At 30.3% G+C, this 17640-nt stretch carries 16 protein-coding genes; all 16 read right to left on the bottom strand.

The window, feature by feature from the left end; all coding sequences use genetic code 11:
- Window positions 1–61 precede the first annotated feature (61 nt).
- The 16 genes from ptsG to deoC all read right to left on the bottom strand — a co-directional run bounded on the left by ptsG (window position 62) and on the right by deoC (window position 17504).
- Entirely contained in the window at window positions 62–2113 is a 2052-nt protein-coding gene (gene ptsG, locus JNUCC81_RS03340; protein WP_454095306.1) for a glucose-specific PTS transporter subunit IIBC, read from the bottom strand.
- A gap of 221 nt (window positions 2114–2334) precedes the next feature.
- The gene (gene licT / locus JNUCC81_RS03335) at window positions 2335–3186 is read right to left on the bottom strand and encodes a BglG family transcription antiterminator LicT (RefSeq protein WP_454095305.1); all 852 of its coding nucleotides are present in this window, start codon (window positions 3184–3186) and stop codon (window positions 2335–2337) included.
- A 255-nt stretch (window positions 3187–3441) separates the two neighbouring features.
- Window positions 3442–4035 carry a rubrerythrin gene (rbr, locus tag JNUCC81_RS03330; RefSeq protein ID WP_454095304.1) on the bottom strand — a complete coding sequence of 198 codons (594 nt, stop codon included), beginning with the start codon at window positions 4033–4035 and terminating at the stop codon, window positions 3442–3444.
- 103 nt (window positions 4036–4138) lie between these two features.
- Complete coding sequence (locus JNUCC81_RS03325; protein ID WP_454096368.1) at window positions 4139–6082, bottom strand: fructose-bisphosphatase class III; 1944 nt, start codon at window positions 6080–6082, stop codon at window positions 4139–4141.
- Window positions 6083–6204: 122 nt separating this feature from the next.
- Window positions 6205–6591, bottom strand: coding sequence for a hypothetical protein (locus tag JNUCC81_RS03320; RefSeq protein ID WP_454095303.1), 387 nt, complete (start codon window positions 6589–6591; stop codon window positions 6205–6207).
- A 254-nt stretch (window positions 6592–6845) separates the two neighbouring features.
- Complete coding sequence (locus tag JNUCC81_RS03315) at window positions 6846–7328, bottom strand: AmiS/UreI family transporter (RefSeq protein ID WP_454095302.1); 483 nt, start codon at window positions 7326–7328, stop codon at window positions 6846–6848.
- Between the two features lie 21 nt (window positions 7329–7349).
- Window positions 7350–8183, bottom strand: coding sequence for an urease accessory protein UreD (locus tag JNUCC81_RS03310; protein ID WP_454095301.1), 834 nt, complete (start codon window positions 8181–8183; stop codon window positions 7350–7352).
- 1 nt (window position 8184) lies between these two features.
- Entirely contained in the window at window positions 8185–8796 is a 612-nt protein-coding gene (gene ureG / locus JNUCC81_RS03305; RefSeq protein ID WP_454095300.1) for an urease accessory protein UreG, read from the bottom strand.
- A gap of 37 nt (window positions 8797–8833) precedes the next feature.
- On the bottom strand, window positions 8834–9559 hold the full coding sequence (locus JNUCC81_RS03300) for an urease accessory protein UreF (protein ID WP_454095299.1): 726 nt from the start codon (window positions 9557–9559) through the stop codon (window positions 8834–8836).
- Window positions 9534–9986: a hypothetical protein gene (locus tag JNUCC81_RS03295; protein WP_454095298.1), complete on the bottom strand. Its 453-nt coding sequence runs from the start codon at window positions 9984–9986 to the stop codon at window positions 9534–9536. The genes JNUCC81_RS03300 and JNUCC81_RS03295 overlap by 26 nt, the downstream gene beginning before the upstream one ends.
- Before the next feature lie 15 nt (window positions 9987–10001).
- Window positions 10002–11717, bottom strand: coding sequence for an urease subunit alpha (gene ureC / locus JNUCC81_RS03290; RefSeq protein WP_454095297.1), 1716 nt, complete (start codon window positions 11715–11717; stop codon window positions 10002–10004).
- Complete coding sequence (gene ureB / locus JNUCC81_RS03285; RefSeq protein WP_208331698.1) at window positions 11714–12040, bottom strand: urease subunit beta; 327 nt, start codon at window positions 12038–12040, stop codon at window positions 11714–11716. Before ureB ends, ureC begins: the two co-directional genes overlap by 4 nt.
- Window positions 12041–12061: 21 nt before the next feature.
- Window positions 12062–12364, bottom strand: a complete 303-nt coding sequence (locus tag JNUCC81_RS03280) for an urease subunit gamma (RefSeq protein WP_454095296.1) — start codon at window positions 12362–12364, stop codon at window positions 12062–12064.
- Window positions 12365–12367: 3 nt separating this feature from the next.
- On the bottom strand, window positions 12368–12826 hold the full coding sequence (locus JNUCC81_RS03275; protein WP_454095295.1) for a MarR family winged helix-turn-helix transcriptional regulator: 459 nt from the start codon (window positions 12824–12826) through the stop codon (window positions 12368–12370).
- Window positions 12827–12979: 153 nt separating this feature from the next.
- Entirely contained in the window at window positions 12980–16519 is a 3540-nt protein-coding gene (nifJ, locus tag JNUCC81_RS03270) for a pyruvate:ferredoxin (flavodoxin) oxidoreductase (RefSeq protein WP_454095294.1), read from the bottom strand.
- A gap of 310 nt (window positions 16520–16829) precedes the next feature.
- Complete coding sequence (gene deoC / locus JNUCC81_RS03265) at window positions 16830–17504, bottom strand: deoxyribose-phosphate aldolase (RefSeq protein WP_208331702.1); 675 nt, start codon at window positions 17502–17504, stop codon at window positions 16830–16832.
- Window positions 17505–17640: the final 136 nt, after the last annotated feature.

Below are 17640 nucleotides of genomic sequence, written 5' to 3'. Positions count from 1 at the left end.
TTTAATGTCAAAAAACCTAGCATATTCGCTAGGTTTTTTGAAGATTTGTCAATTTTCTTTTTTACTTAGTTATATTTACTCTATTACTTTCTTTAGCGAATGTTTTACCTGTTTTTACTTTAACTTTTTCGCTCTCTTCTAAATTGGTAAATATTACCGGACTTATTGTTGATGTTGCATTTTCACGAATATAATCTAAATCCATTTCAACTAATTTATCTCCAGCTTTAACTTGTTGTCCTACTTCAACAAACATTTCAAAGCCTTTACCTTCTAACTTAACAGTTTCTATTCCTAAATGTATAAGTACTTCTCTACCACCTTTTGATTTTATTATTACAGCATGCTTTGTAGGGAATATTACTTCTACACTACCATCTACTGGTGAATATATATTTCCATCAGATGAATCTATAGCAAATCCATCACCCATTAATTTTGTTGAAAATACTTCATCAGGAACTTTTGATATATCTAATATATCACCATTAGTTAATGATAATATTTCTTCATTAGAGTCTATTTTTTCTTCTTTAGCTTCTTTAACTTCTATTACTGGCTCTTCTACTTTTTTATTTACTTTAACTTTTCCTGATACTATCTCATTTATTTCTGATTTTAATGTATCTGATTTAGGTCCGTATATAGCTTGGATGTTATTACCTATTACCATAACGCCTGCTGCACCTAGTGATTTTAATTTATCTTGGTCAACTTTTTCTATATCATCAACCGCTACTCTAAGTCTAGTTATACAAGCATCTAAGCTTTTTATATTTTCTTTATTTCCTAAAGCTTCTAATATTCCTGCTGCTAACTCACTATTATTTAATACAGTACCTTCTGATTTTTCTACATCATCTTCTCTACCTGGAGTCTTTAAGTTAAACTTAGTTATTATAAATCTAAATCCGAAGTAGTAAACTACTGCAAATCCTAATCCTACTAGTATTGCTAAATACCACGGAGTTCTATTTGGTAAAACTCCAAATAGTAAGAAGTCTAAAAGACCTCCTGAGAATGTCATGCCTATCTTAACATTTAATAACTGCATTAACATAAATGATAATCCTGCAAATAAACAGTGAACTGCAAATAATGCTGGAGCTACAAATAAGAATGCGAATTCTATTGGTTCAGTTATACCTGTTAAGAATGAAGTAAGGGCTGCTGATGCCATTATACCTGCAACAAACTTTCTCTTTTCTGGTTTAGCAGTATGAACCATAGCAAGGGCTGCTGCTGGAAGACCAAACATCATGAATGGGAATTTACCAGTCATAAAAGTACCTGCTGTAAATGCTACACCATCTTTAAGTTGAGCCATGAATATACTTTGGTCACCCATTACTAGTTGACCTGCATTATTTGTATATTCACCAAATTGATACCAGAATGGATTATAGAATACGTGATGTAGACCAAATGGTATTAATGCTCTTTCAACTATACCAAATAAAAATGCTGCTATTGTTATATTTGCCTCTATTACTGTTTTAGAGAATGAAAGTAATCCATTTTGTATTGGAGGCCATATAAATGATAATATTATACCTATTAATATAGCACTTGCTGCTGTTACTATTGGAACGAATCTTTTACCTGCAAAGAATCCTAAATATTGAGGTAAATCAATTTTGTAGAACTTTTTATAAAGTCCTGCAGCGATTATACCTATTATAATACCGCCAAAAACCCCAGTTTGAAGAGTTGGAACTCCTAGAGCCATTGTATACATTGGGTTTCCTTTTAAACCAGGAACAGCCCCAGCTAATTCTGGAGTTACTCCAGCCATAATTCCCATAGATGTATTCATTATTAATAAACCAACAATTGCAGCTAATCCTGCAACACCTTCACCTTCAGTTAAACCAACTGCAGTACCTACTGCAAATAATAAAGGTAAATTATCAAATACTATTCCGCCTGATTTCTCCATTATTTTAATTATAAGTTGGAAAGTTGTATTGTCTAGAAAAGGCATCATTTGTATTAGTTGTGGGTTTGCTAGCGCATTACTCACACCTAGAAGTATACCTGCTGCTGGAAGTAATGCAACTGGTAACATCAATGCTTTTCCTACTTTTTGTAAAACACCAAATATCTTTTTCATTTTGATCCTCCTATAATTGTTTTTTAAATATAAAAAGACTTAAATTTATAACAGTATAAATAGCTGGAATTTACGCTATTAATTAAAGATAATATTACTATGTAATATTCTCCTTAATTAATAACACTATTCCTAAACTATTAAATACATATTTATAAACTTAAGTCTTGCCTGCTTAACCAGTAACAATCTTTTATTGTTTACTTTATTAGTTTAAGTATTTAATTTTCATTATCTTTTATTGCTGATATAACTCTATTTATATGAAGTGTAAGGTAAAGTATTTCATCTTCACTTACAATGTACTCATGATTTTGTTCTATAAATTGCTTTATTTTACATGCACAATTATATGCACTTTCATATTTTAATTTTATTACATCTATAAGTTCGTTATTCTTGTTATCTAATATTTCTTTTTTAATTAGCCTTATAGCAAAAAACTTTAAATGAGTTATTAATCTATCATAGTTATAATCATCTTCTTCAAATTCAACGGAATAATAATACCTTATTATATTAAGTATATCCTTAACTATTTTAGTCATTAGAAATGATTCACTTGTACTTTCTTTATAATTTGCATTAACTATATGCATTGCTATAAATCCTGCTTCATCTATTGGAAATTTAACATTAAGTTGTTCATTAATATAATCTATTGACCATTTTCCAATTTCAAACTCTCTTTTATGAATTCTTCTTATTTCATATAGTAAATCATTTTTTATCTCTATATTTTCTTCAAATCTTTTAAGAGCAAATGATATATGGTCTGTTAATGATGCATATATGTAATCATCTAACTCAGTATTTAAAAAGCCCTCTGCATATTCTATTATATTAGAACTAGTATCAAATACTTTTTCATCTACTTCACTCGCTAATTTTATTATCTTTTGTTTAAAAGTATCATCCTCTGTAATAAACTTTTTTTCAATTTTACTTTTATCAATTTCTTGTCCTATCTTTTTTTGAAACCCTATTCCACATCCAGTGAGCACTAGTTCTTTTTTACTTTCTTTATCTATAACCAATACTACATTGTTGTTATAAATTTTTTCAATAATCATAGATATTTACTCACCTCTTTTAATTGAATTTCTATTATTTATACCCATAATTTCAATCTTTTAAAAATAAAATACCTAAATCAAGACACAAAAACTTCGTGTCCTAACTTAGGTATTGCCTGCTCAATCAGTAACAATCCATTTTATCGATTTATTTTAATTAAATTTATTTCGTATTTTATAAATTTAATTTTATAATATTAATAAATCTATGTCAATAGTTTTGAAAACTTTTTCACACCATAATTTGTAATGTTAATTTTCAAATGGAGAGTTTGAGTATAATATGAAATATCCTTGCGGATGAGAACATACAGGGCATATTCCTGGTGCCTCTTTACTTGTATGTACATGACCGCAGTTTAAGCATATCCATTGTTCTTCTTTATCACTTTTAAAAAGCGTATTTGATTCTAACTTATCTGCAAAATTACCAAATCTGTCACCATGTATCTTTTCTATTTCTGCTATTTTGTTAAAAGTATTTGCTACATTTGTAAATCCTTCTTCCATCGCAACCTTAGCAAATTCTTTATAAACATCCTCCCATTCTTCATATTCATTATGTTGAGCTGCTCTTAGGGTTTGAGCTATATTATCATATATGTCTATTGGATAACCACCATCTATGAATATTGTTTGACCAGAAAGATCTTTTAAATGATTATAAAATACTTTAGCATGTGCCCTTTCTTGATCTGCAGTATAAGTAAATGCCTGTCCTATTAATGCTAAATTTTGGCCCTTAGCTTGGCTTGCTCCAAAAGTGTATCTGTTTCTAGCTTGGCTTTCTCCTGCAAAAGCTCTCATTAAATTATCTTTAGTTTTACTATCTTTTAATAAATTCATAAGCTACCTCCATCTTAAACTATTATTAATTTTTACCTTAGTTTTACAACTTCATACTACTATTGTGATTTTTACATAAAAATAGAAGCCTTTCGGCTTCTATTTACTGAATTTCTTTTATTAAACCTTTTTTATATGCCATTAAAAGTAATTTTAAATCTTTTACTTCTTCTTCTAATTTCTTACCAGCATCTGTATCTCTTACCGTTTTTCTATTTACTTTGTGCTCTACAACTATTGTTGTTGATAATATATCACTTTCATTTACTATAGCTTCTTCTGCCGATGTAAATGGCTCATGAGATACTAATTGTAAAGTTTTAGAATTATATATTAATGTATAACCAGCTATTCCTGTTTTCTTTTGATAAGCTCTTGAAAATCCTCCATCTATAACAAGAATCTTTCCATTAGCCTTTATAGGACTTTCTCCATTTTTACTTTCTACAGGAACATGACCATTTATAATATGAGATTCTTCAAAGTCTAAATTAAACTCTTTGAATATTTTTCTACACATATTCTCGTCTTCTCTTAATTTAAAGTATGGATTTTTATTCTCTTTATGAGTTTCTTTTTCATTAATAAAGTATCTTTCAAAAGTTGTCATATCATCTTTTCCAAATAAAGATGAACACTTACCAGTCCATAAGTACCACATTATATCCATACCATACTGTTTTTGTTCTGTTTTTTCTTTAAAGAAATACCCTTCCCTTGCTAAAGCTTCCATTTTATCCATTAACGCCTTACCACTATACTCTTGTCCTTGCAGAGTCATACTTTTAAAACTTTCATCTTCATTTAGAGGTATACACCCATGAAATAATAAATTTGAGTTAGCAGTTAAATATATACTTCCTTTTGAGAATAAGAAAGAAGCATGCTTTTGAAGTTTTTCACTATTTTTAAATGATGATACTAATTTTTCAATAACTAAGCTTTCTTTTTCTGTAAGCTTATATGGATTATTCTTATCTATTGTTGGAAGATTAGAATCTTTCAATTTATAAACTTTTCCTCTTAATGATATTGTTCCTTCATCGTAGTTTATATTATTAAGAAGTAGCCTATGTTTCATGTCAAACTCTGGTCTTTCATTTATAACTAATCCTTCAAGCTTAAATTGAATTATACTTATTGCCTTGTGCATTTTTGCTATTAACGATTTCTCTGTACTTGATACATCTTCATCACTTGTTTTAGGCATAAAGTTATTACAAGGATCATCTTTGTAAACATCCATTGCAAAAGTAGCTAGTGGTAATAGGTTTATTCCATAAATATCTTCTATTATATCTAAGTTTGCATATCTTGCAGATATTCTAAGAGCATTTGCTATACAAGTTTTTTGCCCTGCTGCTGCTCCCATCCATAATATATCATGATTCCCCCATTGTATATCAACACTATGGTAATCCATTAATGTATCCATAACTATATCTGGTCTTGGACCTCTATCATATATATCTCCTAGTATGTGTAACCTATCTACTACTAGCTTTTGTATTACTTTTGATATAGCTATTATAAATTCCTTAGCTCTATCTATTTCTATAATTGTCTCTACTATACTCTTATAATAATCTTGCTTGTGCTTACTATCGATATTTTCATGTAGAAGTTCTTCTATTATATATTTAAAATCATTAGGTAGAAGTTTCCTAACCTTAGATCTTGTGTATTTACTAGACGCATACCTACATAATTCTATAAGTCTGTATATATTTATTCTATAAAAATCATCTATATTTTCTTCTTCTTTTACTATTAATTCTAATTTTTGTTCTGGATAATATACAAGTGTTGCTAAAGCCTTTTTTTCACTTTCTCTCATAGTATTTGAAAATAACTCTTCGATCTTTCTTTTTACAACGCCTGAACCATTTTTTAGAACATGTACAAATGGCTCATATTCTCCATGTATGTCTGTTAAAAAATGTTCTGTTCCTTTTGGCAGATTTAATATTGCTTCTAAATTTATAATTTCAGTACTAGCTTTTGATATGCTAGGATACTGTTTTGATAACAATTGTAAGTACTTCATTTCATTTTCTAAAGTTTTCAACTATATACCTCCAAACTACTTATATATATCATTTATTATATCATATTTAGTTTTAGTGTACATTAATTATAAAAACTGCCATCATTTGATACATACTTATTTTACTTATTTTCTGTACTTTCATCTGGTATTATTAATTTTCCTGTGTACATATTAATTTTATGAACACCTAAACTTTGCTCATGCTCATGTTCTCCTAAATCTTCATGTGGTTCATCATCTTCTATGTAAACAGAAACATCTATAATATATTCATCGCCTTTTATTTTTATATCATCTTCACTTGCTAATATATAATCTCCATATTCAGCTTTTAATATATTTATAGCGTGCTTTTTAGATAATGGTTCTATTTGTTCTATATCTTCTACTCTATTTTTTTCGTTAGTATTTTGATTGTTTTCATTATTTTTATTATTTACAAAAGATGCTATCATAATTAATAGTATCACTATCAAGACTACATATATACTATGATTTTTGCTCATATTAATTCCTCCAGTTTATAAATATAGCAATATATTGTATACTATTTTGTTATAATTAATTTACTTCAATAATATAATTTATCATATACTATATACCCTACTTTGTAAATTAATAAAGTTTTTTATAATTAAAAATCTAGTCTGAAAGCTTCTAAAATATAAACTTTCAAACTAGATCTTTGTTGTTTACTTAATTTTTTAATGTAAATTCATTTAAGCTCTATTCTAATTTATATCATAATTCATCAACTTAACTACCATTTATTAATTAACATTAAAAATCCTGGTATCCATGCTGTGAATATTCCTTCAAATATAGCTAAATAAGAAACAAGTTTACCCAAATTCTTTTTTAGTATTATTTCTATAAAGGTAGTTGACCATAGTATTCCCCATAATATCCAAATTATAAAGAATCTCAAATCTCCATCAGATAAACTTAAAAGTGCACATGATATTGCATTTATCGATACAAAAAGGCTATACCAACCATATGGTCTTTTATCCAAATCAAATATACCATTAATGCCTATAAACAAATATGTAAATGCAAATAGCAACCCAGTACCAGCAGCAAGATATTCACCTTGAATTACAAATATGACATCAATTATTACTGCTAACAAACCTATGAAAATATTCATTATTGATGCTGATTTTTCATCTACATTATATATTCTTGTCATACCATTATTTATCAAAACAATCCCTACATATAATAATACTATCCCTAGCATTTAATGCACCCCATATCTATACTAATATTTACGAATAATCAATTCATTAGAGTCTAAGAGTTTTTCTCTTATATAGTCATGGCATGTTTTTATTACAGACTCAATATTTTGAGTTAAATTTCCTAATACTCTTAATATAAATCCATTTACCTCTAATTTTGATATACCAAAACTAATATTTAAATCTAATTGCTTAACCTTTTCTCTTAGTTCTTCAATTATATTCTCTGTTATATATTTATTAATTACAAGTAATGTACCAAAGTTTTGATATCCTTCAAAGAACCCTAATTGAGTAACATCATTTTCTTTTGGATTTACCAATAAATTATCTAATAAAATAATTTTATTATCTACATATACTTGTGTCTTTAGCTGTAAACTACTATATTGAAATAATTCTCCTTGTGGCGACCATCCTGAAGTAATCCCATCTGTATATATAAGGGTTGAGCTTTCATTCATATATATATTATTTATTTGTCTATATATAGAGTCCTTGTACAGTATTACTGTATCTGTAATATACTCTAAAATACTATCTTCTTCTAGATTAATTATTGTATATTGTTCTGTTTTTATGTTATTTGGACACTTATATACTTTTGTAGGCGCTTGGGTTGTTACAATACCTCTGGAACCCTTTTTCAAAGTAATTACATTTTTATATTTTTCACCCTCTACATAACCACCTCCAAGTTGAAGTAAAAAATATGTAGGTATTTTTTCTCTATCAAGATGAATGGTCGGAGATACTTTTACTAAACCATCAAAATATCTCTTAGCCAATACTGTTTCCTTGTCTCTATTCTCTAGTATTATTTCTAATTTGCCTGCATATTGACTATCACTCATACTAATCAATTCCTTCTAATAAACAATTATTCTTAATCCAACTTAAAACTTTATCTAATCCGTTATCTGTCTTTAAGTTAGTAAATATAAAACTATTATCATCTCTAAAAACTAATGTATCTTTTCTCATAATTTCTAAATCTGCTCCAACGTAAGTAGCTAAATCTATTTTGTTTATAACAAACAAATCGCTTTTAATCATTCCTTGGCCTGCTTTTTTTGGAATCTTTTCACCTTGGGCAACATCTATTATATAAATGGAAAAATCAACTAAATCTGGGCTAAATGTAGCCGCTAGGTTATCCCCACCACTTTCTAAAAAAATAATATCCAAATCATTAAATTTATTTTTTAGTTCTTCTATCGCTGCAAAGTTCATAGAAGCATCTTCTCTAATCGCGGTGTGTGGGCATCCTCCTGTTTCTACTCCTATAACTTTTTCTTCAGGTAAAACAGAATTTTTAACTAAGAATCTTGCATCTTCCTTTGTATAGATATCATTAGTTATAACCGCACAATTATATTTGTAATTCATTACTCTAGTAAGTCTTTCTATTAGTAATGTTTTTCCACTACCTACCGGTCCGCCAACTCCTATTATTACTGGTTTCATTTATCTCCCACCCTTTCATACTATCCATAACTTTCTTTTATGACATAAACAACCTAAAGTCTAATACTTCATGATTTATCTGAGATAACTCTATTCCAGGAGTACTGCATCCAAAAAAGCTATAATCCATATTTTCTACTTTCTTATATAAAATTTTAAATTTTTCACTAAATTCTTTAATCAATAATTGTCCATCCTTTTGCCCTATTGGTATAGCCCTGACTGCATTTTGAATAAGCGTCGAAACAGTACTATACATGTAGAAAATAATAGCTTCTTCTTCTGACGCTTTCAAAGTATACATGGCCAATCCAAATACTATTGCAGGATGCCCGAAAACTTCCCCATTAATAATCTTATTTTCATAATTTCTTACAAATTCTGATTCATATAGTTCTAGAAAAATTTTAGTCATTCTACTTGCTATTAACTTAGATCCATTTCTAGTTTCCTTACTAATACTTTGGACTGTTATAAGCCTATCCAATTTCCAAATCTCATCTAATTCATTTTTTTTCAAATATTCATATAGCATTCTAATTGCTAATGCATCACTATATACAAGCTGATTACTTAAAAATATATCAAGCCATTCTCTCATTGTATTTATATCATTTATCTTACCGCTTCTTAAATAAGTTTCCATTCCAAAAGAATGATTAAATGATCCAATTGGAAAGTTTGAGTCACACATTTGCACGATTCTTAGCATATCTATAATATCTTTTGATTGCATATTAGTGTGTATGTCCGAATTCAACATGTCTAAATGCCTTCTTTAACTTAATTTTTTCTCTTGAATAATTTAGATTATCTTTCTTTAACTTTTCTTCAACTAAACTATCATACTGTACTATCATCTTTCCATCTTCAAATTGTGCTTGCAAATGCCTATTTCCTAGATTATGTGCTATGATTCCCATTTCAGTAATATTAGATGGTTTAATAATTAAAACATCTTCACTATTTACTTTTACAACAATAAGTTTATTATTTTCGTTATAAAGCAAGTCTCCATCCTTTAGATTTTTCCCTTTTTTTAACGATATTCCGTATTCTCGATTATGATCAGATTTTACTCTTAATATCCTTTTAAGTAAATCTTCACTATTTAAGTATATCATTTCCATATGAAAGTCTTCTAAATTAGATATTTTATTAATATTACCTACTATTTCATTAAAAACCATTATAATTTTCCCCCTCTAAAATAAAAAGTATCTTTGTGCTAAAGGTGCTTCCTTTACAGGATCACAAGTTATTAACTCTCCATTCACAGTTACCTCATATGTTTGTGGATCTACCTCAAGGTTTGGAGTTTCATTATTTAACTTCATATCTTTTTTAGTTAAATTCCTTATTCCTTCAACCGGTAATACTAGTTTTTGCAACCCTAATTTTTCTTTTATTCCATTTTCAAAAGCATACTTAGAAACAAATGTAGCGCATGTTGAATACTTAGCTCTTCCATTTGCGGCAAAGCATTCTCTGTAAATTTCAGGCTGACATGTTGGAATTGATGCGTTACTTTCTCCAATTATAGCTCTATTTACCATTCCACCTTTTAATACTAAATGAGGTTTAACTCCGAAAAATTGAGGTTCCCAAATAACTAAGTCTGCCATTTTACCAACTTCTATAGAACCAACATACTTACTTATACCTTGAGCTAATGCTGGATTAATAGTATACTTTGCTATATATCTTCTAACTCGATTATTATCATTTTCTTCTGAATCATTTTGAAAAACGCCTCTTTGTAGTTTCATCTTACTAGCTGTTTGCCATGTTCTAGTTACAACTTCTCCTATTCTTCCCATAGCCATTGAATCTGAGCTCATAATGCTAAATACGCCCATATCTTGTAATATATCTTCTGCTGCAATAGTTTGCTGTCTTATTCTTGAGTCTGCAAATGCAATATCTTCTGGTACTTTAGGATCTAGATGATGACAAACCATTAGCATATCTAAATGTTCAGCTATAGTATTTATTGTATAAGGCTTTGTAGGATTTGTTGAAGCTGGTATTACATTTAATTGTGATGCAACCTTTAATAAATCTGGCGCATGTCCTCCACCTGCACCTTCAGTATGATAAGTATGAATAGTTCTTCCTGCTATAGCTTCAATTGTATGTTCTACAAAACCACCTTCATTTAATGTATCTGTATGTATTGCCACTTGCACATCATATTTATCAGCTGTTTTTAATGAATAATCTATCGCCGACCTTGTTGCTCCCCAATCTTCATGAACCTTAATACCACAAGCTCCCGCTTCTACTTGTTCAGCAGTAACTTTTATATTTGCTCCACTTCCTTTTCCTAAAAAACCTAAATTTATAGGAAAAGCTTCTGCTGCCTGTAGCATACGATAAATATTCCATGCTCCTGGTGTAGATGTAACAGCATTAGATCCATCTACAGGTCCAGTTCCACCACCTATAAGCGTTGTAATACCACCTTCTAATGCTACATTAATTTCATTTGGGCTTATATAATGTACATGGGTATCTATAGCTCCAGCTGTAATAATTCTTCCTTCACATGCCATAGCTTCTGTACTTGCTCCAACTATAAAGTCAACATTATCCATGGTATGTGGATTTCCCCCCTTACCAATAGCAAATATTTTTCCATCTCTAATACCTATATCTGCCTTGTATATTCCAGTATAGTCTACAATAATAGCACCCGTGATTATAAGATCCGCAACCATTGGATTTTCTCTACCTTCAGTTGCACTTTGTCCCATTCCATCCCTTAAAACTTTACCTCCACCAAACTTACATTCATCTCCATATCCTGTAAAGTCTTTTTCTATTTCAATAATCAAATTGGTGTCTCCAAGCCTTATCTTATCACCTTTAGTTGGTCCAAATAAATCTGAATAGTGCTTTCTATCTATTTTAAAGCTCATTTTCTTTCTCCTTTCCCATCTAAAGATCCATCAACTAGGTTTCGTAGACCATAAATCATTCTAGATCCCCCTATATTAATTAGATATACTTCTTTTTTATCTCCTGGTTCAAATCTTACAGCTGTTCCTGAAGGTATATCTAATCTTTTACCATATGAATTTTCTCTATCAAATTTTAAAAATTCATTTACCTCATAAAAATGATAGTGCGATCCTATTTGTATTGGCCTATCACCAGTATTAATAACTTCAATTGCTATTGCATTCTTGCCTTTGTTATACTCTATTTTTCCTTCTTTTATTATTAATTCTCCTGGTACCATATATATTTACACACCTTTCCATTATTGTATTGGATTATGTATTGTAACTAGCTTAGTTCCATCAGGAAATGTCGCTTCAACTTGAACTGTAGAAATCATTTCAGGTATCCCCTCCATTACATCATTTCTACATAAAATAGTTGTTCCAAAATTCATTAAATCTGTTACTGTTTTTCCCTCTCTTGCTCCTTCTAGTATCTCATCAGTTATTAAAGCTACTGCTTCTGGATAATTTAACTTTATCCCCCTTTTCATTCTTTTTCTTGCAACTTCTGCTGCAACAACAATCATCAGCTTTTCTTGTTCTCTAATTGTTAAATGCAATTTTTACTCATCCCCTTTTTCATCTTTGCTACAATTAATCCTATTAATCTCCCTCGCCTTTTCAGACATATACTGTACTTGTGAAACTAACCATTCAACTTGCTGTTCATCAATGTTGTCTGTTATACTTAACCACCAATTATAAAAAACTTCTTTTAATTTTGGAACTAGCTCCCATCCCTTTTCTGTAATATATAAAGTATTTGAACGTGGTTTTTCTGGATCTTTCCTTTTTAAAATCATACCTTGTTTTTCTAAATCACGCACAGTTCTAGTTGCATGAGCTTCATCAATTACTAATCTCTTACAAAGTTCTTTCTGATTTATGCCTTCATTTGTAGAAATAAAAATTAAAAACACACATGATGAATATCCAAGTCCATAGTGCTTAAAAATAGAATTAACGTATATTTTTTTTTGCCTGTTTAATATAGAGATATAACTGCCTAATGTTGAAACCATAATATTCTCCTTTAATAATTGACTTATCAATTTACACTATAATAGTAGTTCTCTGTAATTGATAAGTCAATTATTATTTTTCTAAATAAAAATAAAAAAACACTAACCTTAATAAGGTTAGTGTTTTATTATTTTATATTAAACTATTATTTATTAGAAGTTATCAGCTAATCTCTTATAGTTATTATATCTTTCTTTAGAGTTATCTTCAGCAGCTGTGAATAATTCTTCAGCTATATCTGGGAATTGTTTAGCTATTGCAGAGTATCTTACTTGTCCCATTAAGAAATCTTTAAAGCTTTCAGTTGGTTCTTTAGAATCTAAAGTAAATGGATTCTTACCTTGTTCTTTTAATGTTGGGTTGTATCTGTATAAATGCCAGTATCCAGCTTTAACAGCTTGCTCTATATTTGCTTGAGCTCTTCCCATACCTTCTTTTAATCCATGAGATATACATGGAGAATAAGCTATTATTAATGATGGTCCATCATAAGCCTCAGCCTCTATTACAGCCTTCATTAATTGGTTCTTATCTGCACCCATACCTACTTGTGCTACATATACGTTTCCGTAACTCATAGCCATCATACCTAAATCTTTCTTCTTAGATCTCTTACCAGCAGCAGCGAACTTAGCCATTGCAGCAACTGGAGTTGATTTAGAAGCTTGACCTCCTGTATTTGAGTAGATTTCTGTATCAAATACTAGTACGTTTACATTTTCACCACTTGCAAGAACGTGATCTAATCCACCGTATCCGATGTCATAAGCCCATCCGTCTCCTCCAAGTATCCATTGAGATCTCTTAACTAAGTAATCTTTTCTACTTTCTATTTCTTTAACTAAAGCTCTAACTTCTTCATTTTGTATATGATGAGCATCTGCTAATAATGCTTCTACTTTCTTGCTAGCAACTGAAGACCCTTGTGAATCTTCTTTATTTTCTAACCAGCTAGTAAATGCTGCTTTAGACTCTTCACATATATCCATAGTTAATAGCTCTTCCATAACGTCAGCTATTTTATTTCTTATTTGTTCAACTGCTATTTTCATACCATATCCAAATTCAGCGTTGTCTTCGAATAATGAGTTTGCCCAAGATGGACCTTTACCTTCATGGTTAACTGTATACGGAGTTGCTGGAGCTGATCCTCCCCAGATTGATGAACATCCAGTAGCATTTGCTATCATCATTCTATCTCCAAATAATTGAGTAACCAGCTTGATGTATGGAGTTTCTCCACATCCAGCACAAGCTCCTGAGAATTCCATTAATGGTTGTCTGAATTGACTTCCCTTAACAGTGTTTACATTCATTACGTCTCCTTTTGGAGCTACCTTAGTTGGGTCTACACCAAATGCCCAGTTTTCAACTTCAACTTCTTGGCTTCCAAGTGGTTCCATAACTAATGCTTTACCTTTAGCTGGACAAACGTCAGCACAGTTTCCACATCCTGTACAGTCCATTGGACTTACTTGAATTCTGTATTGTAATCCTTCTAATCCTTTACCCATAGCCTTCTTAGTATTGAAGTGTTCTGGTGCATTAGATAATTCTTCTTCATTAACTAGTACTGGTCTTATACATGCATGTGGACATACATAAGCACATTGGTTACATTGAATACAATTATCAACTATCCATTCTGGTACGTTTACAGCAACTCCACGTTTCTCATAAGCTGCAGTTCCGCTTGGGAATGTACCATCTTCCATTCCATTGAAAGCACTTACTGGTAAATTATTCCCTTCTTGCGCATTCATTGGTCTTAATATATTCTTAATGAAGTCAGGTTCAACTACTTCATCTTTCTTTTCATCTGTTGCTTGTGCCCAAGATGCTGGTACGTCTATTTTAACTATAGAGTCAGCTCCTTGTTCAACTGCTTGATAGTTCATGTTAACTATTTTTTCACCTTTTTTACCGTAAGCTTTGTTTATAGAATCTTTTAAGTATTCTACAGCTTGTTCTTGAGGTATTATATTAGCTAACTTGAAGAATGCTGATTGCATTATCATGTTTATTCTATTTCCAAGACCTATTTCTTGTGCTATTTTAACAGCATTTACAGTGTAGAAGTTTATTTCATTTTCAGCTATGAATTTCTTCATTTTTGCTGGTAAATGTTCTTCTAATTGCTGAGCATCCCATATAGTGTTAAGTACAAATGTACCACCTTTTTTAAGCCCTTTTAATAAATCATATTGGTTAACATATGATTGATTATGACATGCTATATAGTCAGCTTCATCTATTAAGTATGTCGCTCTTATTGGTTCATTACCAAATCTTAAGTGAGACATAGTTATACCACCAGATTTTTTAGAGTCATATGCAAAGTAAGCTTGTGCATATTTATCTGTGTGGTCCCCTATTATTTTTATAGCTTGCTTATTAGCTCCAACTGTACCATCAGATCCTAATCCCCAGAACTTACATCTTACAGTTCCTTCTGAAGATATCTTTATAGATTCAGCTTGTTCTAATGATGTATTAGTTACATCATCAACTATACCTACTGTAAATTGATTCTTAGGAGCATCTGCTTGTAAGTTTTCTATTACAGTTTTTATATCTGTTGGAGTAACGTCTTTTGATCCTAATCCATATCTTCCACCAATTATCTTTGGTGCATTTTCTACTTCATAGTATGCAGAACGTACATCTAAGTATAATGGCTCACCAATTGAACCTGGTTCCTTAGTTCTATCAAGTACACAGATTCTTTCAGTTGAAGCTGGTATTGCTTCTAATAAATGCTTAGTTGAGAATGGTCTGTATAAGTGAACCTTAACTAAACCTATTTTTTCTCCTTTTGCATTTAAGTAATCTATTGTTTCTTCTATCGCTTCTGTTACAGAACCCATAGCTACTAATACATACTTAGCATCTTCTGCTCCGTAGTAGTCAAATAATCCATGTTTTCTACCTGTTAATTCACTCATTTGATTCATGTACTTTTCAACGATTCCTACTATATCATTGTAGTATTTGTTTGAAGCTTCTCTTGTTTGGAAGTATATATCATCATTTTGTGCAGTACCACGAGTAACTGGGTGGTTTGGAGATAAAGCTTTATTTCTAAACGCTTCAACAGCTTCCATATTTAATAATTTTGCATAATCTTCGTTTTCAAATAATTCAACTTTTTGAATTTCATGTGATGTTCTAAATCCATCGAAGAAATGTATGAAAGGTAATTTACCTTCTATAGCTGCTAAGTGAGCAACAGGCGCTATATCTGCAACTTCTTGAACTGATCCAGACGCTAATAATACACATCCCGTTGATCTAGCACTCATAACGTCTTGATGATCACCGAATATAGATAATGCTTGAGATGCAAGAGCACGAGCACTTACGTGGAATACTCCAGGAAGTAATTCCCCTGCAACTTTATACATATTTGGTAACATTAATAATAAACCTTGTGATGCTGTGAATGTAGTAGTTAAAGCACCAGCTTGTAATGAACCATGGAATGCTCCAGCAGCTCCTGCTTCTGATTGCATTTCAACTACCTTAACTTTTTGTCCAAATATATTTTTTCTTCCTTGCGCTGCCCATTCGTCAACTACTTCAGCCATAGTTGAAGATGGAGTTATTGGGTATATAGCAGCCACGTCTGTAAACGCATAAGATACGTGAGCAGCAGCTGTATTTCCATCAACTGTTTTCATAAATTTAGCCATAATTATGTATCCTCCTTATATTACTCCAATTGTACTTAAATAAATTAAGTGGTAATTATAAATACTTTTGCACTTTAGATATAACGTACTTCAAAGCACATTAATCCCCCAATACATAAATATTTTATACAAAAAAATTCTATACTTTTGGAGAAAATCCTTCTTATTTATTAGTATAAATAATATATTTAAGTTAATTTTAAAAAAATTTTATATTTTAACACTTTTCCTGTTATGTTATCATATATACCCACAAAATTTTAAGCTAAACCAAATTAATTATGTTTTTTTACATTTTTCATCAAATTTCTTAATAGTCGCTTCCAGATGCATTATCTCCACTTACTATAGCTATAGATGCACTTGCTCCTATTCTACTTGCTCCAGCTTCTATTACAGCTATTGCATCTTTTTCACATCTTACTCCACCAGAAGCTTTAACACCTATTTCTGAACCAACTGTATCTCTCATAAGTTTTATATCAGCTGGAGTTGATCCACCTGTTCCAAATCCTGTTGAAGTTTTTACATAGTCAGTTCCTGCTTTTACAGCTAACTCACAAGCTTTTACTTTTTCTTCATCAGTTAAATAACAAGTTTCTATTATTACTTTTACTAAAGCTTTTTTATCAGCTGCATCTACAACTGCTTTTATATCTTCATAAACTAAATCGTAGTTTTTATCTTTTAAAGCACCTATGTTTATAACCATATCTACTTCATCTGCACCATTAGTTATTGCATCTTTAGTTTCAAAAGCCTTAACAGCTGGAGTATTCGCGCCTAAAGGAAATCCTATTACTGTACAAACCTTTACATCACTGCCTTGTAATTCTTCTTTTGCAAGTTTTATTTGAGTAGGGTTTATACAAACTGAGAAAAATCCATATTCTTTTGCTTCACTACATATCTTAACAACTTCTTCTTTTGTAGTTGTTGCCTTTAGTATTGTATGATCTATCATATTTGCTATCTTTTTATTCATTGTTATGTTCTCCTTTTTTCTACATTAAAGTTTATATTATTCCATAATATGTTATCATATTAAGAAAAGTATATAAACTTATTTTTTCCTTGAGAATCTTTAACATTCATAAATTAATTAGATTTTATATTTTGTT

The sequence above is a fragment of the Faecalimicrobium sp. JNUCC 81 genome, assembly GCF_053667625.1.
The sequence above is the reverse complement of the archived record's forward strand: the minus strand, read 5'-3'. Positions and strand labels throughout refer to the sequence as shown.